This is a genomic window from Terriglobus roseus, assembly GCF_900105625.1.
GTDB lineage: Bacteria > Acidobacteriota > Terriglobia > Terriglobales > Acidobacteriaceae > Terriglobus > Terriglobus roseus_B.
In genome coordinates, this window is record NZ_FNSD01000001.1 from 75127 (window position 1) to 97933 (window position 22807).

The 22807-nt window shown below is 57.7% G+C and carries 14 protein-coding genes; 7 read left to right on the forward strand and 7 right to left on the reverse strand.

Translation table 11 applies throughout. The features are described 5' to 3' along the window. The first annotated feature begins 139 nt into the window (after window positions 1-139). The 5 genes from BLW03_RS00365 to BLW03_RS00385 all read left to right on the forward strand — a co-directional run bounded on the left by BLW03_RS00365 (window position 140) and on the right by BLW03_RS00385 (window position 7580). Window positions 140-763, forward strand: a complete 624-nt coding sequence (locus tag BLW03_RS00365; protein WP_083350211.1) for a glycoside hydrolase family 25 protein — start codon at window positions 140-142, stop codon at window positions 761-763. An 83-nt stretch (window positions 764-846) separates the two neighbouring features. After that, window positions 847-1188, forward strand: a complete 342-nt coding sequence (locus BLW03_RS00370) for a hypothetical protein (protein WP_212733100.1) — start codon at window positions 847-849, stop codon at window positions 1186-1188. Then, window positions 1185-1622, forward strand: a complete 438-nt coding sequence (locus BLW03_RS00375; protein ID WP_139285041.1) for a hypothetical protein — start codon at window positions 1185-1187, stop codon at window positions 1620-1622. The genes BLW03_RS00370 and BLW03_RS00375 overlap by 4 nt, the downstream gene beginning before the upstream one ends. A 9-nt stretch (window positions 1623-1631) precedes the next feature. Then, a complete protein-coding gene (locus tag BLW03_RS00380; protein ID WP_083350212.1) occupies window positions 1632-3020 on the forward strand; it encodes a deoxyribonuclease II family protein in 1389 nt (462 codons plus the stop codon). 411 nt (window positions 3021-3431) lie between these two features. Then, entirely contained in the window at window positions 3432-7580 is a 4149-nt protein-coding gene (locus tag BLW03_RS00385; RefSeq protein ID WP_170834907.1) for a hypothetical protein, read from the forward strand. A gap of 44 nt (window positions 7581-7624) precedes the next feature. Here BLW03_RS00385 and BLW03_RS00390 read toward each other — a convergent pair whose 3' ends face one another. The 5 genes from BLW03_RS00390 to BLW03_RS00410 form a co-directional block, all read right to left on the reverse strand. Further along, window positions 7625-8500, reverse strand: a complete 876-nt coding sequence (locus BLW03_RS00390; RefSeq protein WP_083350213.1) for a spore coat protein U domain-containing protein — start codon at window positions 8498-8500, stop codon at window positions 7625-7627. Next, window positions 8479-10818, reverse strand: coding sequence for a fimbria/pilus outer membrane usher protein (locus tag BLW03_RS00395; RefSeq protein ID WP_074651834.1), 2340 nt, complete (start codon window positions 10816-10818; stop codon window positions 8479-8481). The genes BLW03_RS00390 and BLW03_RS00395 overlap by 22 nt, the downstream gene beginning before the upstream one ends. Next, complete coding sequence (locus tag BLW03_RS00400) at window positions 10815-11573, reverse strand: fimbrial biogenesis chaperone (protein ID WP_074651835.1); 759 nt, start codon at window positions 11571-11573, stop codon at window positions 10815-10817. Before BLW03_RS00400 ends, BLW03_RS00395 begins: the two co-directional genes overlap by 4 nt. A 148-nt stretch (window positions 11574-11721) precedes the next feature. After that, complete coding sequence (locus BLW03_RS00405; protein ID WP_074651836.1) at window positions 11722-12234, reverse strand: Csu type fimbrial protein; 513 nt, start codon at window positions 12232-12234, stop codon at window positions 11722-11724. 334 nt (window positions 12235-12568) lie between these two features. Next, window positions 12569-16006, reverse strand: coding sequence for a TonB-dependent receptor (locus tag BLW03_RS00410; protein ID WP_074651837.1), 3438 nt, complete (start codon window positions 16004-16006; stop codon window positions 12569-12571). A gap of 143 nt (window positions 16007-16149) precedes the next feature. On the opposite strand from BLW03_RS00410, the gene BLW03_RS00415 reads away from it, so the two are divergent. Both BLW03_RS00415 and BLW03_RS00420 read left to right on the forward strand, forming a co-directional pair. Then, on the forward strand, window positions 16150-17553 hold the full coding sequence (locus BLW03_RS00415; protein ID WP_212733101.1) for a hypothetical protein: 1404 nt from the start codon (window positions 16150-16152) through the stop codon (window positions 17551-17553). A 203-nt stretch (window positions 17554-17756) separates the two neighbouring features. Further along, complete coding sequence (locus tag BLW03_RS00420; RefSeq protein WP_083350674.1) at window positions 17757-20006, forward strand: GH92 family glycosyl hydrolase; 2250 nt, start codon at window positions 17757-17759, stop codon at window positions 20004-20006. Between the two features lie 9 nt (window positions 20007-20015). On the opposite strand, the gene BLW03_RS00425 is transcribed toward BLW03_RS00420, so the two are convergent. Next, on the reverse strand, window positions 20016-21401 hold the full coding sequence (locus BLW03_RS00425; RefSeq protein WP_083350215.1) for a sensor histidine kinase: 1386 nt from the start codon (window positions 21399-21401) through the stop codon (window positions 20016-20018). Further along, window positions 21391-22797, reverse strand: a complete 1407-nt coding sequence (locus BLW03_RS00430; RefSeq protein ID WP_074651839.1) for a sigma-54-dependent transcriptional regulator — start codon at window positions 22795-22797, stop codon at window positions 21391-21393. Before BLW03_RS00430 ends, BLW03_RS00425 begins: the two co-directional genes overlap by 11 nt. Window positions 22798-22807 lie beyond the last annotated feature (10 nt).

Here is a 22807-nt window from a genome sequence, read left to right on the forward strand (position 1 = left end):
AGCACGGGATGGCACAGCCCTTTACGACGAGCAAGAACAACATCGTCGCGACCTCACAGTCTGCGGCCGCGTAGAAGCTCAGATTTTTATGTAGGCAATAGCCTGCAAACAAACCAGCACCAGATGGGTGGTAATTAATATGGCCATTGACGCGATCGTTGATCTTTCTCACCATAACAATAAGACAGACCTGGAAGCAGCTCGTAGGAGCGGCATACTGGGTGTCATTCACAAGGCCACCCAGGGCCTCACTTATACCGACCCCTTCTATGCTCCGCATCGCACGGCAGCACGGGCAGCAGGGTTGTTATGGGGCGCCTACCATTTCGGCGATGGTTCCGACGGCCTGCAGCAGGCGGAGCGTTTTCTCAGCGTCGTGGGAGATCCACGGGGCATGCTTCTCGTGCTGGATTTTGAAGCCAACCCGGTCGGTCCGAGCATGTCTCTGGAAGAAGCTCGGGCGTTTGTAACTCACGTGCAGTCCGCAACCGGAGTCTGGCCCGGACTTTATTGTGGTCACTACATCAAGGAGCTCCTCGGGCCGAAGAAGGATCCGGTGCTTGCGAACTGCTGGCTCTGGATCGCGCAATATGGTCCCACACCTGTAGTCCCGGCGACATGGAAGACATGGACGATGTGGCAGTATACCGATGGTGCCGCTGGTCTAAATCCAAAGCCAGTTCCGGGAATAGGATTATGTGATCGCGATCAGTTCAATGGAACGCAGGAGGGCCTGAACGACCTCTGGTCCGCCATTCACTGAGTCGCTCGATGTTTCGATGACTCTGTCATGCCCGAAGTTATTACTCGATGTCTTATGAGATGCAGAGAACCATGGGGGCGCGCTTGGACCCGTCGAAGCTACTCCATCAGGAAGCGCTTCTCTTTCTCTCCCTGGTGGGCGCAACGCTTATCTACAGGGCACTGACTGGGAGGCTCGTCACCTCGGGCCTCTTGTCAGACCGATTGAATGGCAGCACCAGTCCCGAGAGAGTTCAGTTGTTGATCGCCACCTTAGCGATCGCCGGACACTACCTGCGTGATGCGATTCACGGCAACGGCACAACGTTACCGAGTGTCAACATCACGTCGCTGCTTCTGTTCGGTGGAAGCAGTGGCATATATGCCGCCGTGAAATATGCCCGGCTTCAAAGACACTCGGGCAGTCAAAAGGGAGAGCTGAAATGACTTTGATGTTGTTGATTTGCAGCTATGGCGTCTGTCTCTTTATGGGACTGCTCTGTGCGACGTTGCTCTGGTTCATCTGGTCGGACAAGATTGACCTGACCCGCCTGATTGCCGAGGCCAATGGATCCGCGAGTATGTCGAGGTTCCAACTCCTCATTTTTACCTTTGTTGTCGCGATCAGCCTTTTCATGATGACCGTAAGGACAGGAAGCTTCCCCCAGATTCCGGATGGAGTGCTCGTGCTTCTGGGAATCAGTGCGAGCACATACGCGGTCGGCAAGGGAATTTCCTACAGTCGCGATGAAGGAGTGACTACGCCGCAGGAGCGGCAGGACACCCGCTATGTGGCTGAAACCATCTCAGCGACGGGAGCTGCCACCATTGCGACCGCCGCCGGCATAGCATCATCCGGTGCAAGCAACACCGAAAACTAAAGCCCAGGCTTGGCAGATGCCCGCCAGAAAATCGAGACCACGCTGCCCCGAAAGACAGGAATGCCGATGAAGAAAAGCGCACCGCGAGGTCGCTTGGTCCGGATCGTGGGGCCAATGATCCCTGTCGCGTTGGCTCTTGGGACTGCTGCCATTTCACGCAGCCATAATCCACCGAAACCTCTCCCTTTTGCAGCTATCCAAATCAACGGAGACGACACATTGGCTGCGGCTGTGGCGAATGGCGCGCCGGTGCCATTGCTTGCCAAAGGGCACCCCGTGGACTGGTGGTTCGTCTTCAAGATGAACGCCGCCGTCTTCCCGGCTTGCGGTGGTGCCGTTGGATCCTGCCCGTTCGGTGGGACTGTCCAGCCATATAAAACATTTGGTCAGCAATATGTTTACGCGAGCAGCGAATCGCAATTTCTCCAGGATAGAGTTAAGGATTGCGTCGGCACGACTGATTCCGATCCCGTTGGAGCGAGCTTCAACGAGGTCTATAACGGAAACTACCACTACGTGCTCTGGAACGATCAGTTCTACGATGATCCACTTCCAATCCGGGGCGCACCTTGGGGACACTCCAAGGGAATGCTTGCATGGGATGATGCTGGTCAGGGATTTGTCATGCAGGTCTCAACACCTTCCTGGCCAGGCGCTGGAAACGTGAAGAGTCCAAGATTGACCGACGGGAACACGCTTGGGTGTATCAAAGATAACGACGTTAAGGTAAGCCAGCATTTTCTTGCTCTGCGTTTAACGAAGGACGATTTGATTCTCGTGCTGCAGGGGATGAAGAACTCCAGTGTCGTTACGAATCCGACTTCAAGTCAGCTGGTAAGTAATGGTGGCCCGTCCGATGTGCAGGCATTGGTCAACGGTCTGGGAAAGCTCTCTGACAGCGAGGCGCTTGTGCAGGGGACGCTTTCTTCAGGGTTCCGTTTCATCTCAAAGCCGTCCAGCATGAACGTACCGCCGTGGCAGATGGTATCGGCAACCTTGGGTGGTATTGGGCTTCGCGCGGCTACCTGGTGGGCCAACCCGGAAATCCCATCGACAACGACAGATTCGACGATCACTTGCTGGGATGAATCCCTGGGGACACCTGGACCTGTGGAGATTGCTACGGCTGGCACGTGGGAAGGAAGGGTCTTCTCGCTGGCAGGCGGTCTTGGAGCAAACTTTAATCATGCGAAGATTGGCGTATCCACGACCCGCACACAACCCTACGTCATCTTCGGTGATGAAAACCAACAGGGGACTCTCGTCAAGAGCGCCGCAGGCAAATGCGACAGTAGTCAGAACGGCAGAGGCGGAATGTTCTATGCGATCTCTAGTCCGCAACTGAACGGCAGTATTGGTAACCTGATCGCTGGAGACACGGCGTCCTCAGGTAACTAATAATTTCCCGATAATCATCTTCCTGACCGTTGTTGCATAAGTCGCTCACTGCGCGCACGTTTCAATGGCATAAGTTACGGCGCACGGGCTGAAGGGCAAAGTCAGCAGTGTGCACGTAAGTAGATTGGTGCACCTTACGGTTTGAATAATGAAAATAATTATCTTGACTTCGGATAGCCGCTTGTTAGGATTCCACCACTGTGTCATGACGATGGCCGACAAGCCCCTGTTGCTGAAATATGCGACTCAGCGATGGTGACATCGACGATTAGAGACTGCGGGACAGCGATGCTGGGATCGCATCGCACCTTGCCGCTGGTGACCGTGTGCGAATGCGGTGCCTTCTTGCTTCCTGCGCAAGGGACCTGAGCGGTCATATCACAGGGCACATCCTTCTTTGGGAGATTGAGCGTGGCCAAGTTTGCCCGAACCTTCACGGTTGCATTCACCCTCATGGCCAGCGCCCTTTTCCAGTCCGGAAGGACCGTCTCATCCGCGCCGAAGGAGTCGCCTACTCCGAAGACAACTCCGGTCTCGGCTAAAGGGATTCCTGGTCAACAAGTCATGGGAGAGGGTCCATGGATCGCATCGTGCCGGTATTGGGCGGCCGTGTACCGTCCCGAGATCACAAAGGCCAATCCAAGTGCCACCACAGACGCCGCGGTGTCATCGATGCCTACGGCGGGGTGTGGCTCGCCGGAAGGCGTGGGCTGGAATATTCCGAGAGATGACGCCAAGGCCGGCAACACAGCGGCCTCGCCTGCCTCTGACATAACCTCCCTGATTGCCGTCGTTCCAGATCCTGTTCACAGCGGACTTTCGTTGGATTTCGACAGGACATTGGAGTCGGTCCTTCTTGCGGCGGCAGATGGACATTACCTGAGCGACTACTACTGGCTACCGTGGCAACATCGCAGCGAGTCAGCAAGTTCCGCTGCTCCATCGGATGAGCGGGATTCACAACGCGAGCGACTGCCTGGGCTGATTATCCTGCGCTATGTTCCAGAGACGAAGCAATGGCCCCGGAAGGAAAAACGAGCCTCCCCGTTGAAGACGGGTGGCCCCGTCGCGCGTGCAACTGCCGATGACTCCTGGAAAAGCTATCGAAAGGTCGTATATCTCTTTCTGGTCGCTGAGACTCCAGCGCTTGGCATCAATGGTGAGCAGTTACAGAATGCCTTGCGCTTCGAGGCGTATCTTCGCAATCGTCATCATGCTCATCTATCACTCCAGCACGACGGAGTGGATTCGACCGCGCCTCTTGAAACCGCAGAGACCCCACGGTTTGATCGATTAACGGGACGGGTTCACAGCCGCCTATCTTCGCGTGCACCGCTGGGTGGCACAACAGAAGTCCGAAATAGCGACAATGAAAAGACGACACGGGAAGGGAAGACTGCCGAAGTGCTCTCGGTGATTGGGCCGTCTTATTCCGGCACAGCCGCCTCACTTTATGCAGGGTTGACGGCCAGTCTACCGGAGATGGGAAACCCCACGCTCTCGGTCATTGGAGTGACCAGTACGGCCATTGCCTCGCACGCGCTCGATCCGAACGGGCAGGGCTCCTACCGATCATTTGGAGAGAATACCGGCTTTGAGCAGGACCGCTTTCTCGAAGCGCTCGTTCGGTCTGGGTTTGATCTGAGCCGGGTTGCCGTGCTGTCTGAGGCAGGCACCGTCTTCGGCTCAACGAGCGGAGAGACCGCCTCGAGTGCCTCAACGAAAACCTCAGGACGCGAGGGGGATCGCAATGAGTGTCCGACTGGCGAGCGGGGGTGTTACCGCCCCGGCGACAAGCCATTGAATAGCGTTGGCACGATCCTCAACCTGCGGTTTCCACGAGAGCTATCGGTGGTGCGCAACGCGATGGCCAGTGAGGTGAAAGGAGGAGCACCGACGCCATATCTCGGTTTCTCGCTCAAGGGCGATGCCGCGGACGATACGGTGGAGCATTTTTCAACGACGCAGACACCACTCTCCATCGAAGCGCAGTTGATGGCGATCGCAAATCAACTCAAGCGAGCACGGACACAGTTTGTGCTGATCTCCGCCTCTAACATTCTGGACGACGTATTCCTGGCAGACTTTCTGCACCGCGCCTGTCCTGATGCACGGATCGTCACATCGAGTGGCGGCGATCTTCTCTTTGAGCGGGAGGGTGAGAATGCGTCCTATGTTGGTTCGCTCTCGCTCTCACCGTATCTGCTGTCGTCACTTGACTTCACGCGGCGAACGCAGTGGCTGCACTCGGACTATCACTCCGCGGAGATGTACAACGCGGCAAGCTTCGCATTCCGCAATTCGACTTCTCGTTCTGAGCCCGTCCTATCAGGCTATCTACGTCGCTCAAAGTCTCTTGCGGATGGAAAAACCCTGGTGAGCCAGATACCGCTGTGGGCTTCGGCCATCGGCGCGGACGGATACTACCCGCTTGGTCTTCTGAGTTGGTGCGGGAGTGACAGTTCGACCATCCTGCCAAGCATTTCGCTCGATCCAAAAGCGGGTGCGGCGCCCGCGCTGGCGCTCTGCACGGAAGACGACGTGCTGCCGCGAAAGGCGAATGCCGAACTGAACGACACGCAAGTGCGTGTTCCGGAATCGATTAACTCAAATTCAGGCATTGTTCCCGGCCTGCCATGGCAGATTCTTGCCGGCGTACTGTGCGTCGCATGTCTCATCCACACTGTCGGCCTGCTGGTGGCAGACCTATGGTCACCGTTCACACGGGATGTAGCCATTGACCAGAATGACTCACCGCATCGACGAGCTGTCTATATCAACATCGGTGGATCGGTCCTGGCAGCGATGGCCTTCGTCGTTGCGTATCCTTTGCTGCGCGTAAGTCATTACTTTCACGTAACACCGGGCTCCTTGTCGGTAGCCGCTGTGTTGATGTGCTGTGCCGCGTTTGTGTGCGTGTCAACCGCATGGAAGACCAGGCGTTACTTCTACCATCCGAAATGCCGCCCTTACACCTTCTTCAATTTCGTTGCTGTGTTGGCACTCGCTGGGATCGTGCTCCTCTGGGCCCGCATCTGCAGCAGCGATACGTTGTATGGGTATCCAAATTTCGCGGGGCTCTATCATAGCTTCCGGTGTCTTCAGCCTTTCAGCGGCGTTAGTCCCATCTGCCCCGTGGTATTGGTGCTGTTTGCCTGGTATCTATGGGCTATCTATCAGACCGCAAGACTCCGGTTCTCGCATATTCACAGGCCGCGCCTTCCACGAAAGGTACCGGACGGTGCGAATCATGAAGCCTCTCCGATGTTTGTTCCGGACGATGTTCTGGAAGCGTGTGAGACGCCAAGGAGCACCTGTCTTTACGCAGACATGACGAGCTTGCTCATCACTCGTGAGATCGCCGCGCGCTTTCTGAGTAAGTCGTTCCATCGCTGGCTCGATACCGCGCTTGGATGTGTCTACGTGGTCCTCTTTCTTGGATGTCTCGTCTTGTTCCGAATTCACGGGCTTGATCGATTTGTCTTCAGGCCTGTCCTGTTTTCGTGGGGGCCGACGCTCTACGAAGCTCTTCTGAAGGCCCTCTTCTTCCCGCTATTGATGGTGGCTCTCTCGGGTTGGCTGCGGGTGCTTTTCGTCTGGACGGCACTGAATCGCGGGTTGCTGGAACCCTTGGAGCGTATGCCAATCCGCTTCGCTTTTGATCGTTATAAGAGCGGCGGCTGGATGAGCATGCTCCGACAGAAAGGTCTGCATATTCGCTGGCGTGAGATGTCCCGGTCCACGGAGACCATCCGCCAGATCGTCCGCCATCCTGAACTCGCGCAGGATCCCCAACTGCAGTCAGAACTTCTGGCTCAGCATCAGATCATCAATCTGCAGATTCATAATCTGATGAAGAGTATTGGCAGCGGCAAGAGATCCGCCTCTGGGTTGATCCCGGCGAGTGCGGCTGCTGTGGATGTAGAGGAACAATCATGTCCGTCGGAACAGCTTTGGGATATGCCCAAGGACTGCGCGGACACGTGCAGCATCTTTCACATTGAATCTGGCTACGCGGAGTTCAGCACGCTACTGGTTGGACGATACCTGATGGAACGCTGGGGTAAGAGAGTCGGTGGTGTCAATGACCCAGCACCGACGACAAAGCAGGACAAAGCCAATACAGACGAAGGGGTGACGGCTCCTGTTTCGCTGGAACAGCTTGCCGAGGACCTGATTGTCATTCGCTATGTCGCGCTGATTCGGGCGGTCCTACTCAACATCCGGTATCAGATGCTGATTGTCGGGAACACCTTCGTTCTTGCACTTATTGCGTGGAACTCATTTCCCTTTGAGCCACACGCCTTTATGGACTGGGGCTTCACGTTCCTGCTGGGCGCGCTCAGCGTGGGCTTCATTGGAGTCTTCGCCCAGATGCATCGCAGTGCAATTCTGAGCCGAATCACGGACACCACTCCCAACGAACTCGGATCGGATTTTTACCTCCGGATCGCCACTTTCGGCGCGGTCCCGCTGCTCACCTGGATTGCCTACGAGTTCCCGCAGATTGGAGGCACTGTCTACAAGTTGCTGCAGCCCGGCTTGCAGGGGATGAAGTAAAGCTCACGCCACGTGTGTTTCACGGCGGAGAGGCGACGGTGCCGTTAGTAGGTGATGGTTGCGGTGATGGAGTCGGAATAGTTTCCAATAGGAACGATCTGACCGGCCGGTATCTTTCCGTACACCGTGATCGGTTGCAGCAAGCCGGTCGCTACGCCAGTGAGCGTGTCGGAACCGCTGGTCGCTCCCCAGTTGAGTGTCATGGCAGCATCGCGGTATAAGCCGTATGAGAGCATCCCCCCGTTTGGGCCCGCCATCTTCCGTGCACTGGGCGTTGCACCGGTCGTTGTCCCTGCACTGAGCGCGATGTCATAGGTGATGTTGGCGGTGCATGTAAGTGAGATGGTCGATGTGCTGGCGATGGCACTACCTCCGTAACTTCCAAAGGCCATCGATGTTGAAAGCACAACGCAAAGCCCTGTCGCATTCGCGATCACTGGCACGTTTACGGAGTACGTTCCCCGGTTCGAAGTCACACTCACGGTCACGGCGTCTGTGTATTCGCCTTGCGGTGACGGTTGGCCTTGCAGCAGGACAGGATAGATATTGAAGCGCTGGACGCTGCCTGTACCCACACCGGCGACCACGTCTGTTCCAATCTCACTGCCCCAGTTCACGCTGTGTGCGGCGTCCTGGAAGAGCTGATAATTCAACTTGGCACCGCGGCTCCCTCGCATCGCGCGAACTGAATTCGACGCGCCACCAGCGTTGCTCCTGAGACCGATGGTGTACGAAGTGGAGGGAGGGCATACCACGGAGACAGGTGTGACGCCTGTGGCAACGCGCGAGCCGGCATAGGTTCCAAGGTGAATGGCTGGCACCGAGATCGAACACGGAGGATTCTGAGCGATTGCCGCAGGCGCCAGGAGGAGGCAGAGCCATAGGAGCAAGTGGTGTCTCAATGTGTGCGCTCCTTGCAAGGGAAGGGGCCGAGCAGTGGGATGTCTCCGGGAGTCGGCTTGTAGGAGAAGCTTACTGTGCAGTGTTGGCCATCGGGCATCACGACGTCCAGTTCGTTCTTTGGTTCGAGGTCTTGAAGGAAGACACTGCCGTCATAGCCTACCGTCACAGCAGTTTTCGTCGACCGAAGGGTTGCCATGCTACCCACCGGCTCGGGAATGCCCGTGCTGTCGGTGATGTGGAGCAGCGCGCTATGACCAGCGCGGATCTTGAAGCGAACGATGACCCCGGAAAGGTCTCGTGGACGAAACGTTTGCGCGGCGTTCTCAATGGTTGCATCGATTGGAATGCCGGTCGGATCGATGGACAGGTGGTTCGGTTGGAACGACCGCACATTGGCAATCAACAGCTTGCCCGATCGTCCGGTGTCGCCCACGGGTCGGTTCTCTTCGAAAATCTTCACGTGACGCTCGGAGCCGGTGTCCACCACGGCGAAGCTGTCGAATATCTCGTTTGAGGCGAAGATCCTGCGGTCAACCAGCGAAAGCGCGCCCTGGGTCTCGACCCGGCCAGTCACCACACCGAGCGTCTGATCGACGCCTCCGACGATGTAGCCAAGGTGAGACCGATATTGCACTTCGGCGAACTGATGATTGAAACTGCCCGCCTGGACATAAGCGCCGTAGCCCCACTGACCTACGTCTGTCGCTGGTCGCCGCACCTGGATCTGTCCGCTGCCGTCCGAGGTGCCGGAGATGTCAACGGATACCCGCGAACCAAAGGCAAAGGTTATTCCACCCTGGAAGCCCTGACTGTTGTTACCACCGCCAATGCTACGAAACTCATTGGCATAGACCGTGACATGGCGAACCTGGACCGAGTAGTTGGCTGACACGATGCGATTGCGCTGCGCCAGTTGCTGGGCAGAGAGGGATGCGTTGTAGTAGGACTCCTGGTTGACATCACCATAGGCCGCGCCGAAGGTACCGTAGTGTCGTGTGGTGTAGCCGATGTTGCCGCTGATCTGCGACCGTGCGATGGGCGCGTTGTTCAGCGCGGCGATGTCGGTATAGTCCTTACGCGTCAGCATGGCATAGGCGCCGATACTAAACACTCGTCCGATACGCTCTGCCCCCAGCGATACCTGCTGCCCGTTGTGGCCATCGCCCAGACTTGAAGCAAACGAGGCCCGGATGGTGCCAAGAGATCCAATGCGTACGATCCCACCGACACCAGGCGCGACCAAACCCTGGGCACCCTCTACCTTGCCTTCCACTGTGAAGTACGGGCTCAGTCCGCGACGATAGATGGCAGAGCCGGCAGCGTCGCCGTAGTGGTTGCTTTTATTGCCCCAGTCCAGGCGGACCAGACCAGCTTCCACAGCAAAAGTCTGTAACTTGGGCGCCAGCATCGCGGTACTCGCGTAGAAACGTTGTGTCACTGTCACTTGTTGCCCAAGCGCGTTCGTCACAGTAAGCGCGATGTTTCCAGCACCCATTACGACTGGCAGTTGCGGCACCTGGAATGGTCCAGGCTCAACCTGCTGCGATAGAACCTGTGTTCCGTCAGCGAGGACATTGATGGTGGATGGGACCGCTGCTGAACCGCGCACACTTGGAAGCGGGAAAGTTACAAGGTCAGGCCGTGTGCTGAAGTCAGAGCGAAGCTGTAAGCCCGTCAGATGTACTGGTCTTGTCCACGACAATCCTGTCGTAACGAAGTCACCCACGCTGTAACGCCGCATCGTGTCCACGTCCGCGTACTGATAGGTCGTGTCGAGCCGGACGGCGGCATTCGGGCCGTACGGCCCGGGCACTCCGCCGGCGTAACCCAGCCAGCTTGAAGAGATACTCCCTCGGGGAAAAAACGCTCTTACATTCACCTGCCCGTTCACGCCGCTATTGGAACTGGCCAAGGTGCTCAGCAGGTCATAGTTCAGGGTCACGCCAGCCGAGCTCTCGACGTTGCGATGCATCTCGGGATCCGCGGGATTATCGAGCGTCAAATCGGAAGGCTTCAACGAGCGGCCATCGGTACTTAGGAACAGCACCTGCGCCTGCGTGTCGATGTGCCATACCGCCAGAGGAATCTTGTGAAGGTCCGTCCACTCAGACGTGCTGCCGGGAATCAGCAGACCCAGATCGCGTAGATCTTCCGTCCGCGCGAGAAGTGTGTCGTCATGTTGCGTGAACTCGACGATCTTGTGAGTCGCGCGACCGTCGACATTGACTTCCAGCAGCAGAGACTGGTCTTGACCGAAGCATGATCTGGAAGAGAAAACGCACATCAGAAACAACAGACCACCCAGCAGCCAAGGCTGGTGGCACGATCTGATCATGGTTGCTTGATCACGCGAACCTGTCGCACAAGGCCTCCCACATCTGTCTGCGCGGTCAGCGAGAAAGTGGCGGGGAGATCGTGGGAAGAGCCTTCAGCCTCAATAGGCCAACGTCGCTCTGCACCTGCAAGCACGTAGGGAAGTCCCGGTACGGCGGTCTTCCATGTGGTGCCATCCGGGGCTTTCAGATGGATGTCACGGACGGAATCGTGCCGCTGACCGCGATTTGTCACAACCAGGAATGACTTGCCCTCGTGATCGCCTTCCACGCGGAAATCGAACTCGGGAGCCGCATGCACATCGGATTCGACAAAAACCGGAATAGAAAGCCGCAGCAGTACAGCGATGCCTTTTGGCCGGGACGGCGACGGTAGTTGGTCAAGCAGTAATCGGTAAGTCGTCTCGCGGCCAGCAGTGGGTTGGCGCATGGCGACACGGACCACCTGGCTTTCACCTGGTTGGATCGTGGCCATCGGTGGGCTGATCAACATGGCGTCTGTGGCCTTCAACGGATCGTCATTCCCATCCTGGTTCCACGTGAAGGCGCGGCCTTGCACTGTGATCGCTTCTGTAGAAGGGTTCTTCAGGGTGAGCGTGGCGATCTTCTGTCCGGGCAGAAGCACTACGTTGACGGGCTGCACCGCCAACGTCTGAGCGTGCGCAGTGCCCAGCGCGATCAAGAGCGGCGTCAGACCGAACAGAGATACGGTGACGGCACGGCAGCGCCGCCTCAGTCGTTGGGCGACGTTTGCCACTCGTTGTGAAGTTATGATCATCGCGGCAACACTATTAGGTTTGGAGAAAGAGGTGGACGGCCTGGATCGACCGCGCACAGGGATCGGTACGGCCCCCATCAAAATCGTGCCGGGGCACTGCGCAGATGGGGCCGTACGACAAGCGACCTTAATAGGTGACCGTTACAGTGATCGTGTCGGTGTAGTTGTCGATTGCTCCAACCGTGCCAGCGGCAATCTGTCCGTAGACGGTAGCTGTCTGAGGCAGGCCGGTGCCGACGACGGCAGCGGGAGTATCCGTCCCCGGAGTGTTACCCCAATTCACAGTATGAGCCGAGTCCTGATACAAGCCGTATGCCAGGAGATTGGAAGCCGTTCCTCCCGTCATTTTACGCGCAGTGACCGACGCTCCGGTGCCGGTTCCGGCGCTCAATCCCGTTGTATAACTTGTCGTTGCCGTGCAGGATACAGTCAAGGTGCCGGTGGCGTTAGCCGCGGCTGCGCCTACGGGGTTGTAAGTGCCGAAGGCGACCGAAGTCGCACTTACAACGCAGGCCTTGATGACATTCGCGGAAACACCAAATGTTGTCGTGGCCGTAAGTGCAGATGCTGTAGGGGATGTCGCTGGAAGCAGCATCGCAAACGAGAGGGCTGCCAGGGGAAGGGGACGCAGACGGATCATGGAAAGCCTTGTCAATCGGGGGATTGTGTCTCCGATCCAGTCTGAAACATTCACGCTGAATACCGACGAGAATGGCCCTTATCCGGGGGAGCGATCCAGAGATTATCACTCTCATTTCAGATAACAATCCCCCATGCCTCAGAGTGATATCAAAATGAAACAAAACAATGCAGGCACGAATTTATAGCAGGAGACGTTTATGGCAGGGTCTGCATCCCCCCGCCTACGTCGAAAGGGGTAGGCCAGCTAACCTTCCGTGTAAGAGCTAACCCGGCTCACCTGTGGACGATGACGAGTGTGCGGGGACTATATCGATCCCCGCACAAACTTAGCTCTAAAACAGCAGCTTCAATCCGAACTGTAGCTGTCGCGGGTTATTCGCCTGTGACGTGATGGCACCAAAGCTGGTGCTTGCCACGCTTGTGTTGGGATTGCTGAACTGAACGTGATTGAAGACGTTGAATGCCTCAGCCCGGAACTGTAGCTTGACACGCTCTGCAGCTCCGAAGTCTTTGAAGAGGGAAAGGTCCGTTGAGTTGAGGCCGGGGCCTCGCAGCGTGTTGTAGTATGCCGGTCCGTTGCCCAGCGTGAAGGCCTTTGGTTGCGAGAAGTGCGTTGTGTCGAACGACCTGTTCAGACGCGTGTGCAGGTCTGTGTGAAGTGTTGCGTTTTGACCGTCCCAGTTTGCGTACTCCGTCGGGTTACCCAGACCCGAGACATTGCTCGCGGTAATCTGAAGTGGCGTACCGCCCTGGATGGTGGTGACGCCATTGACAGCCCATCCTCCCACGAGGATGTCCTGCCAGGGCGATATGGTTCCGGCAAACCGCCGACCGCGACCGAATGGAAGATCGTAGATGTAGGAAGCGACAAAGCGATTCCGAACGTCCTGCGAACTGACGGCGAAGTCAGCCATGGGATGGAAGCTGTCCTGATGAGTCGTTCCGTTGTCGAAGTTTCGTGCCCATGTATAGGAAGCCTGCACTTGTAAACCACGGCTGAACCGCTTATTCGCACGGAACTGGAAGGCGTCGTACTGCGTGTTGCCACCGGAGAGGAAGAGCGGCAGCACACTGGTGAACTGCGAGTACTGCTTCAACAACTGACTACGCGCGATGGTGTTTGCATTGAAGGGCGCAACGTTGATTACGCCGAAGTAGGGATTCGCGACCTGATCTGAGAGGCTTGAGCCATAGCTCAGGTCGGATGCTGGGAGCTGATCGTAGTCGATACCACCTTCGCGGCTCTGCTGTTGCTTACGTCCCCGGTTGCCGACGTACGTCATGTTTATCGTCACATCCTTGCCAAGCGCCTGCTGCACATCCAGCACCCACTGTTCCGCGTATGGAGTCGGTGTGTTCTGGATGGCGCCTTCGATCTGACTACCGATGCCGGTCAGCAGACCAGCCGAGGCGCCCGGAGGCGCAGAGAAGCCCTGTGGGAAGGGATTGTCCAGCGTATTCAACGGCGTGATGCCGTCGTTGCCGGCACTGCTGGCCCATGTGTTCTGCACACGGAAGCCGTAGGGACCGACGGTACCTGCCGCAGCTTGTGCCGAGGGGCCGTAGACGACGGAAGCACCACCGTGCACGACGGTGCTCGGCGTGGCCGACCACGCGAAGCCAAATCGGGGCGCCAGGTTGTTATTGTCGATGTGGTACTGATGGCGACTCTTGCCGTCGACACCCACGAAGACCAGCCCTCCCTTCAAGCCCGGCACTGCATTCTGCAAGGGTGAGGCGGCGTTGGGATCGAAATAATTCATGCGGTTGTAGCGCTCAGTCCGTGGGGTATCGATGTCATACCGCACACCGAGGTTCAGCGTGAGCGTCTTAACGATGTGCCAGTCATCCTGAAGATAGCCCGCAAAATAGTAGCTCTGCGAAGCATCATCCTTGAAGTTCTGGATGAGGTCACCGGTTCCTGTACCCAGTAACAGGGATGCGATGGAGTTGCCGGCGTTTATATTCGCAGTCTGCGGGTCGGGGCCCTGCGTGAAGCTTTGCGAGAAGTTGAAGAGGCCAGCACTGTCGTTACTTTCATGGTCATTCACGCGGATCAACCGACCGTCAAACCCCGCCTTAAAGATATGCGAGCCGCGCTCAACGGTGATCGAAGACAGCAGGCTGTAGCTCATAAAGGCGTTGTGCCGGTTGCCTTCGTTGCCGAGCGTCGTGTAGCCGCTGGCGCCAAACGTCGGAAAGATCGCCGTCCCGCCAGCGGCATTCAAGGTACTGGGTAGGCCTAACGATGAAGCCTGGTACCCAAGGCTGGTGTTCAGGTAGTTGTAGAGCGTGCGCGCAAAGCCAAGGCGCGTGTCCCAGATGGTGTGCGGATTCAGCGTGTTTGTGTAACCGATCGTGAGACCACGCGCGTAATCCTCACCGTTGATCAGACCTTCAGCGACCGCAAGGTTCTGTGGGAAGAGTGCATTCGGCGCGCTGCTGTAGTAACGATTGGCGTAACGGGCAAAGATCTTCTGAGTGTCGGTGAGGTTGTGGTCGACACGTACGTCCCACGCCGTGGTCTGCGTGATCGTGCTCCCGCTGGCGAAGTAATTATTCGCGTGGGTTACTGCATCGCCGTTGGACGTGGCCTGTGGATAGAACTGCATGACCGATGCCGCTACCTTGCTCCATAAAGCGGAAGGGATGACGTTCCCCGCAAAGGCATCGCGAATGTAACGCGACTGGCCCGTCTGGCCGAAGTTGGGATTCTGGCGCGTGGTGAAAGGGTTATAGATCGCGATGAGCTTGCCGTTGGAAGCGAACGTTTGTGAGAAGTCGCCGACCCGTTGCTGTGCCGTGGGTACGGTGGTAGTCAACGATTGAAATTGGTTCTGCCGGAGAAGCTCCGCATTCAGCAGGAAGAAGGTTTTGTCGCGACGGATGGGACCGGTGAACGTGCCACCGTATTGATTGCGATGAAACGCCGGGAGCGCTTTGCCGTTTTGATTTGAGAAGTAATCGTTCGCATCGAGAGCATTGTTCCGCAGGAACTCGAAGAGGCTGCCGTGGAAGCGGTTGGCGCCGCTCTTGTACACGACGTTGACGATGCCACCGGCAGTGCGGCCATACTCGGCTGCGTAGTTCTGCGCGAGAATGCGGTATTCGCCGATGGCGTCAATGGAAGGGAAGACGCCGATACCCGAGTTGCCATTAACGGTAGGAAAGCCCGCGGGAGACCCATCGACGAGCACGTCGGTGTATCCCTGTCGTGTGCCGTTGATGGAGAAGCTATTAGAGTTGTAGTCGTCGCCGGTGCTGCCCTGAAAGCCGGGGACGAGCGAGACAAGCTGGTACGGGTTGCGTGTGTTCAACGGAAGATCGCGCAGAGAGGTTCCATTGACCTCATCGCTGACCGTGGAGGTGACCGGATCCAGGCCGGCGACATCTGCGGTGACGCTAACTACCTGTTGCACGTCACCGACCTCGAGCGTGATGTCCTGCCTGGCGTGCTGGTCAAGGTCGAGCCGGATGCCTTGCTGCTCATAGGTACGGAAGCCGGGGGCAGTTGCTGTCATGCGATAGGAACCCGGCGCCAATCCAAGGAGAGTGTAGTCGGAATGGCTATCGGTGGTTAGGCGCTTCTGCTCGTTTGTTGCGGCGTCAATGATCGTAATGGTTGCACCGGGAATGGCCGCGCCACTGGCGTCACGCACGGTCCCGGCAATACTGGCGCCCGTGGTTTGCGCGATGAGAGATGAGCCGGCAAAGGCAACGGTGATCGCGGCTACACAAAGCGGCCGGAGCTTTCTTGCAGAGAAGTCCATGACAGGCAATTCCTTTCAGCGAAGGCTGAGTTGTGGGTTTCCTGCTCACCTTAGGGCGCGAACTGATGTGACTTGGAGTGACATCTCTGAGATTCACCACTTGTTGACCGTCCGCGTTGAAGACAAAGGACTTTACTATTCCCATGCTTCACGTATGGCGGGAGGTGACGTGGGGTGATTCACCGAAGCGTAATGGGCCCGGGCTATCTCTTAAATACGGGATGATGATGACGGCCCTTGAGCTTGAGAGCAACGCGGAGGTTGACGCCCCTACGAGCGACGCTCGATGGTCTCTGGTGGAGCGCATCCTGGCAACGAATGCCTTTCAGCGTTCACCACGCCTGTCTGAGTTTCTGCGTCACGCAACAGAAATGACCCTCGCAGGGAATGAAGACCAGCTCAGTGAACAGAGAGTTGGCACACGCGTGTTTGGCCGCGCGGAAGACTACGACTGTTCGGCCGACACGGTGGTGCGGTCGAGTGCGTTACGTCTGCGCCGCCAGTTGGAACTCTACTTTCAGAGGGATGGTTCATCCGAACCGGTAGTGCTCACGCTGCCACGGGGCGGCTACCGTGTCGTCTTCGAATCAAGGCCGATGGTGGTCCCTGTATCGCCTGACGCAGATCCCAGTGCGCCTCCAGAGACGGCGCTCGATCCCACCGAGATGAGGGCCCCAATCGCTCCAGAGGTCACCGCGGGTTCGAGTGTTCGTACGAGCAGGGCATTGCTCTCGTTGACGATCCTTCTACTGCTGGCTTTTGCCGTGGAGTCTTATCTGCTGCTGACGAAGAAGCCATCTCGGGTCACGCCCCCAACGAGCGTGTTGTGGTCCGTGCTGTTTACAGCGAACCATCCGACCCGCATCGTTCTCGGCGATTCCGGGTTAGTTCTATTCCATGCGGTGACGCATCGGTACCTGAGCCTCGCAGACTACGTCGCACATCGGTACGACGTGCCCTCGGAGGCGCGTGATCCTGACTTCGCAAGATTTCTGTCGCAACGTCGCTATACCTCCATCGTGGACGCGGATGCGCTAGCCCGCTTCGCTCGACTTCCTGAAGCATCTCCGGATCGCACGTTCGTGAAGTTTGCGCGCGACATGCGCCTCGAAGACCTGAAAGACGGCAACGTGATTTTGTTGGGCGCACAGGAGGCGGATCCGTGGGTCGAGATGTTTGAGCGGTCGATGGATTTTCAATTCGTTGGACCGACGAAAGACGCGGACGCACATTTCACTGACCGGAGAGCCGCGTCAGGACGGCCACAGATGTACAGCACTACGGGAGGCCGTGTTTTCGCGGTAGTCGCTTTCCTGCCGAATCTGAATAACTCTGGGAATGTGCTTTTGCTCGAAGGCTTGAACATGACCGGCACAGAGTCTGCGCTGGACTTCATCCTTGAGAAAGAGCGTATCGAACCCCTGCTAAAGAAGCTGCGAAAGCCAGACGGGACACTGCCGTACTTCGAAATCCTGATTGAGTGCCGCGCGGTGACGGATGAAGCGACACCCGCTGAGGTCATCCAGGTTCGCCTTCACCCGCATTGAATGCGACTGCCGGCGCAGCTTCGCCCTGAAGTTGCCGGCACTCCTGCATAAGGAAAACGATTGGTTTCGTTCGCAGCGACGGACCTGTGCAGTCAGAGTCTGCGGCTGTCCGGTATAACTTCTAGCAGCCAAGCGCAGGCAGGGAAACGTCCGTGAAAGATGTGGGCGGTCGACTGGCAGGCGCGACCCAGAAAGGTGAATTCGTGAAGCTCCGCCATCTTCTCTTCCTGCTGCTCCCTTTTCAAATAGCTGCTGCACAGAAACACGGTAGTCAGACTGACTACACGCAGTCCGTTGATCCATTCATTGGCGTTGACTGGGGAGGAAACACCTTCGTCGGATCCACGGTTCCATTCGGCATGTTGAAGGTTGGGCCCGACATGGAGACCTTCGACGGGAGGCGCTCAGGCTTTGGCTATTCCAGCAATGGCGTCATTCTTGGCTTTTCGCATCTTCATCTGAGTGGCGCATCCGGCAAATACGGCAACATTCTCGTCGCTCCGGTATCCGGGCCGCTCAACATCACCGACATCAAGACGCCACGTACTGAGGAAATTGCGAAGCCCGGTTACTACGCCGCAACGCTGACACGGCCCCAGGTGCGTGCCGAACTGACCAGCAGTCGTCGTGTCGGTTTTCATCGCTATACCTTTCTCAGGGCTGGCGAGTCGCACCTTACGGTGAATGTTGCTGCGGCGCTGAACCTGGGCACAGGCTGGGAGGCCCAGAACTTTCTCGGCGCTGAGGTACATGTTCTTTCGAACAAAGAGGTCCAGGGCGTAGCGCGCTTCCGCGGTGGCTGGAACAGGGGTGGCGAGTACCGCGTCTTTTACGACATGCAGTTGGACACGCCCGCTACGACTGTGCGGACATGGAATGGAAGTGAATTGAGCGCGGAGCGAGATGTGGTGGTCCATACCGATAAAGCCATCGGAGCCTCCTTTGATTTCAATGCGCGCGCGCGCCAGGTTGTTCAAGCCAAGGTTGGTATCTCCTTCCTGAGTGCGACGCAGGCCCGCGACAACATTCAGGCGGAGATTCCCGGCTGGTCTTTCGAGTCGGTACGTCATGAAAATACAGCGCTTTGGAATACGGAGCTGGCGAAGCTGCAACTGAAGGGCGAAACCGACACGCAGCGCAGGAAGCTCTACACGGCGATGTATCACGTGATGATGATGCCGGTCGATCGCACGGGAGAAAACCCCGTCTGGACATCGACCGAACCCTATTACGACGACTACTACGCGATCTGGGATACATACCGCACCTCCAGTCCGTTGCTGACGTTGATTTCGCCGGACCGCCAGCGCGACATCATCCGGTCGTTGATCGATATCTATCGGCACACGGGCTACATGCCCGACGCACGCAGCGGGAATGATAACGGCCGCACGCAGGGCGGCTCCAATGCCAATGTTGTGATTGCCGACGCCTACGTCAAAGGCTTGAAGGGGATTGACTACCGCACAGCGTTCGAAGCGATGTTGCACGATGCGGAAGTCCCTCCGAAGGACGCGCAGAAAGAAGGCCGCGGCGGACTGAAGGACTATAACGAACGCGGCTTCATCACCACAGCCGACGAACGTGCAGGCTCACGCACCGTGGAGTATGCCTACGATGACTACGCCATAGCAGAGGTCGCTTGTGGTCTCGGCGAGCAGGGGCAGATGGTCAAAGCTCTGGCTCGAACCCACAACTTTGAACACTTGTGGGATCCCAGCATGACCGAGTCCGGTTTCAAGGGTTTTCTTCGCCCGCGCAAGCCGGATGGATCGTGGGCCGAGCCTTACCTCGTTGTCCGGGGCACGTGGCCCGACTTCATGTATGAAGGTGATATCTGGACCTATTCGCTCTATGCTCCGCAGGACATGCGTCGTCTGATACAGATGGCGGGTGGCGACCAGCAGTTCAATGATCGAATGGACTTCATTTTCTCGCGCGGACATTTCGATATTTCCAATGAACCCGGCTTCCTGATGCCGGTTCTTTACAACTACAGCGGGCGACCCGACAAAAGCGCTGACATCGCGCATCTCCTGCTGGAAAAGGCGTTCACTGATACGCGTGCAGGCATACCAGGCAATGACGATTCAGGCGCCATGTCGAGCTGGCTACTCTTCCAGACACTCGGTATCTTCCCGGTTGCAGGGCAGGACATCTATCTCATCAGCTCGCCTTCCGTACCAGATGCGTCACTCGCGCTGGCAAACGGAAAGCAGCTTCATATCGTTGCTGAAGGCCTTGATCCGTCTGGTCTCAATCGCTATGTCCAATCCGCAACGCTGAATGGGCGCGACCTGAAAACCAGTTGGTTTCACCATGCGGAGATAGCGGATGGTGGCACGCTTATCTTGAAGATGGGATCAGCTCCGTCGGCATGGGGAAGGGCGACTCCACCGCCTTCGTTGAGTGACCCATCCTTTGCTTTTTGCGGAAAGCAAGAGCACCGCTGAGATAAACCCCTATGTCAGAGGCAGCTCCAACTCGGCACGGCAGCCTTGTTGCCCGTCGGTCCGGTTAGCAAGGCGGACACTTCCCCTGTGTGCCTGCGCGATCTGCTGCGCGAGCGCCAGACCGATTCCCGAGCCCTGGAGCTTCGTGGTGTAGAACGGCACGAATAGATTGTCGGCATTCGTCAAGCCGATACCGTTATCGGTCACGGATAGATACAGGCACTTCTCATCCCGCCCCCATTGGATCTCCACGAGCGGTACCCTGTCAGCGCGGAGGACGTCCTGACTCATACAGGCTTCTGCTGAATTCCGCACGATATTGATGAGCGCCTGCTGAATCTGATCTGCGTCGATGAGGATGGATACGTCTTCGCCGGGCACCACGTCAACGGGGACACGTGTTTCGAGATGCGCCACGCGCTGGATCAGTCCGGCGATCGACACCGATGCACGTCGCGGTGTGGGAAGGGCGAGCAGTTGACGATAAGCCTGCAGGAATCGATTGAGAGAATCCGCACGGGTCTCGATAATTTCAAGACCGCTTTCGATGTCCGCCTGTTCGTCCGGAGGAAGCGGAAGGCGCTGACGCAGGCTGCCCGCGATGGACTTGATCGGTGCAAGCGAGTTATTGATCTCATGCCCAAGGACACGAACCAGCCGCTCCCATGCGACTCGTTCCTCTTCGCGCAGAGCGGCTGAGATATCGGACAGCAGGAAGAGCGTATGCGGAATGCCCTGCAGTCGAAAGGTGCTCCGGCGGACAAGCCAGCGTGCAGTGCTGGGCGGGAAGCTCACCGCATCTTTGGCAGCTAGCAGGGCTTCCAGGTCGAGCTCGAAGACATTACGGTTGAGGGCATCTTTGCGCTGTAGTCCAAGCGAGTGTTCGGCTGCAGGGTTCAGCATCCGGAGCGCGCCTTCATGGTCAAACGCCAGGATGGGCGTCGTCATGGTGCTCATCACGCGATCGAGCAGGGCAACGGCTTCCATTGCTCCGGCACGCTGCGACTGCAGGCCATCCGCAAGGCGGTTGAGCTCAAGCGCGAGGTCGCCCATGGCATCATTGCGTCGGCCTCCACGCGCGCGAAAGGAATAATCTTCCGTGCGTAGTGCCGAGACGACGTTCGCCAGCGTCTGCAGCGGGTGCTTGATCTGCTCCATAAGAAGAGAAATCGCGAAGGCCCAGACAATGAGAAAGCAGCCAATGACAATGGCGCATGTAACCGGCTCGACCGCGGACTGGTAGAGCACAAACAGCGTTAGCAACAGCCCAGGCAGACTTAGGAGCCAGAGGAACAACCAGATGCGACGCTCGAAGTAGAGACGACGGCGTGAGCGGCCGAGCGGGATGCGCCGCGGGAGTGCGTTCCCGCCCCGGTCATCCCGCTCAGATGCCATGCTTCTCCATGCGGCGATAGAGCGCGCCGCGGCTCAGTCCCAGGGCCTCCGCGGCACTACTGACATTGCCGTTGGCGCGCGTAAGCGCCTTACGGATGAGAATTGCCTCGACCGCTTCTAGACTAAGTTCGTCGAGACTCGGAGGTGCACCGCGATGCGATTGCAGTCCCAGGTCTGCGACAGCGATCCGCTCTCCGCGCGCCATCAACACCGCTCGCTCCATGGTGTGGTCGAGTTCGCGTACATTGCCGGGCCACGGGTACTGCAGAAGTATCTGCATTGCTGCAGACTCGAACCCAAGCAGTGGCCTGCGATAACGCCCGGAATAGCGTGCGAGAAAGTGAGCCGCAAGGGCCGGAATGTCCTCGCGGCGATCGCGCAAGGCAGGCAGGCGGATCTCGACAGTATTCAGGCGGAAAAGAAGATCATTGCGGAAACGTCCGTCAGAAGCTTCGCTCTGCAGGTCCGCATTAGTTGCGGAGAGGACACGGACATCCACGGATTGCGTGCGTGAGGAGCCGACGCGTTCCATCTCGCCCGACTCCAGCACGCGGAGCAGCTTGGCCTGCTGGCGCATGGGTATGTTGGCAATTTCATCGAGAAACAGCGTGCCGCCATTCGCAAGTTCGAAACGGCCGATGCGGTCTGTCCGCGCGTCAGTGAACGCGCCGCGAACGTGCCCGAAAAGCTCACTCTCGAAGGTTCCGTCAGAGAGCGCACCGGTATTAACAGCCACCAGCGTCCGCGAGGCACGGTGCGAGAGGCGATGCAGCATCTGTGCGATGACCTCTTTGCCGGTCCCATGCTCACCGGTGATCAGAACGTTGGCATCGGACGGGCCGATGCGCGTCATAAGGTCTACGATCGGCTGCATGGCGGGCGCATGTGCGATGAAGTCAGGTGCTCCAGCGGCGCGCAGTAGCTGATTCTCTGCCTCGAGGCGAAGTGTCTGCTTCTGGCTGCGATAGAGCTCGATCTGTGTGCGGAGGATGCTAAGAAGACGTTCGTTGTCCCAGGGCTTTTGAATGAAGTCGCCTGCACCCGCACGAATTGCTTCGACGGCGATATCGATGTTTCCCCATGCGGTCATCACCACGATCGGCATCGGCGCATATTGATCGCGAATGCGTGCAATCAGTTCGATGCCCTCCTGCCCGGAGGTGGTATGACGCGTGTAGTTCAGGTCAATAAGTGCCACGTCGAAGCTGCTGTGTGAGAGCGTGTCGAGCACGAGCGATGGCGTGTTGACAGCCTCAACTACATAGCCCTGCGGTTTGAGCAAGAGGCGTAACGCATCAAGGATGTGTGGCTGATCATCCGCGACGAGGACGCGGCACGGACGCTTGTCCGTGCTGAGACCTGCAGTGTCCGGGGTGCTGGCTTGTTCCGCGATCATGCCTGTCCTT

What these genes read in the sequence shown, in the direction of transcription:
- BLW03_RS00365 (WP_083350211.1), top strand. Translation starts at nt 140, where the DNA reads ATGGCCATTGACGCGATCGTTGATCTTTCTCACCATAACAATAAGACA.
- BLW03_RS00375 (WP_139285041.1), top strand. Translation starts at nt 1,185, where the DNA reads ATGACTTTGATGTTGTTGATTTGCAGCTATGGCGTCTGTCTCTTTATG.
- BLW03_RS00395 (WP_074651834.1), bottom strand. Translation starts at nt 10,818, where the DNA reads ATGATCAGATCGTGCCACCAGCCTTGGCTGCTGGGTGGTCTGTTGTTT.
- BLW03_RS00405 (WP_074651836.1), bottom strand. Translation starts at nt 12,234, where the DNA reads ATGATCCGTCTGCGTCCCCTTCCCCTGGCAGCCCTCTCGTTTGCGATG.
- BLW03_RS00410 (WP_074651837.1), bottom strand. Translation starts at nt 16,006, where the DNA reads ATGGACTTCTCTGCAAGAAAGCTCCGGCCGCTTTGTGTAGCCGCGATC.
- BLW03_RS00415 (WP_212733101.1), top strand. Translation starts at nt 16,150, where the DNA reads ATGCTTCACGTATGGCGGGAGGTGACGTGGGGTGATTCACCGAAGCGT.
- BLW03_RS00425 (WP_083350215.1), bottom strand. Translation starts at nt 21,401, where the DNA reads ATGGCATCTGAGCGGGATGACCGGGGCGGGAACGCACTCCCGCGGCGC.
- BLW03_RS00430 (WP_074651839.1), bottom strand. Translation starts at nt 22,797, where the DNA reads ATGATCGCGGAACAAGCCAGCACCCCGGACACTGCAGGTCTCAGCACG.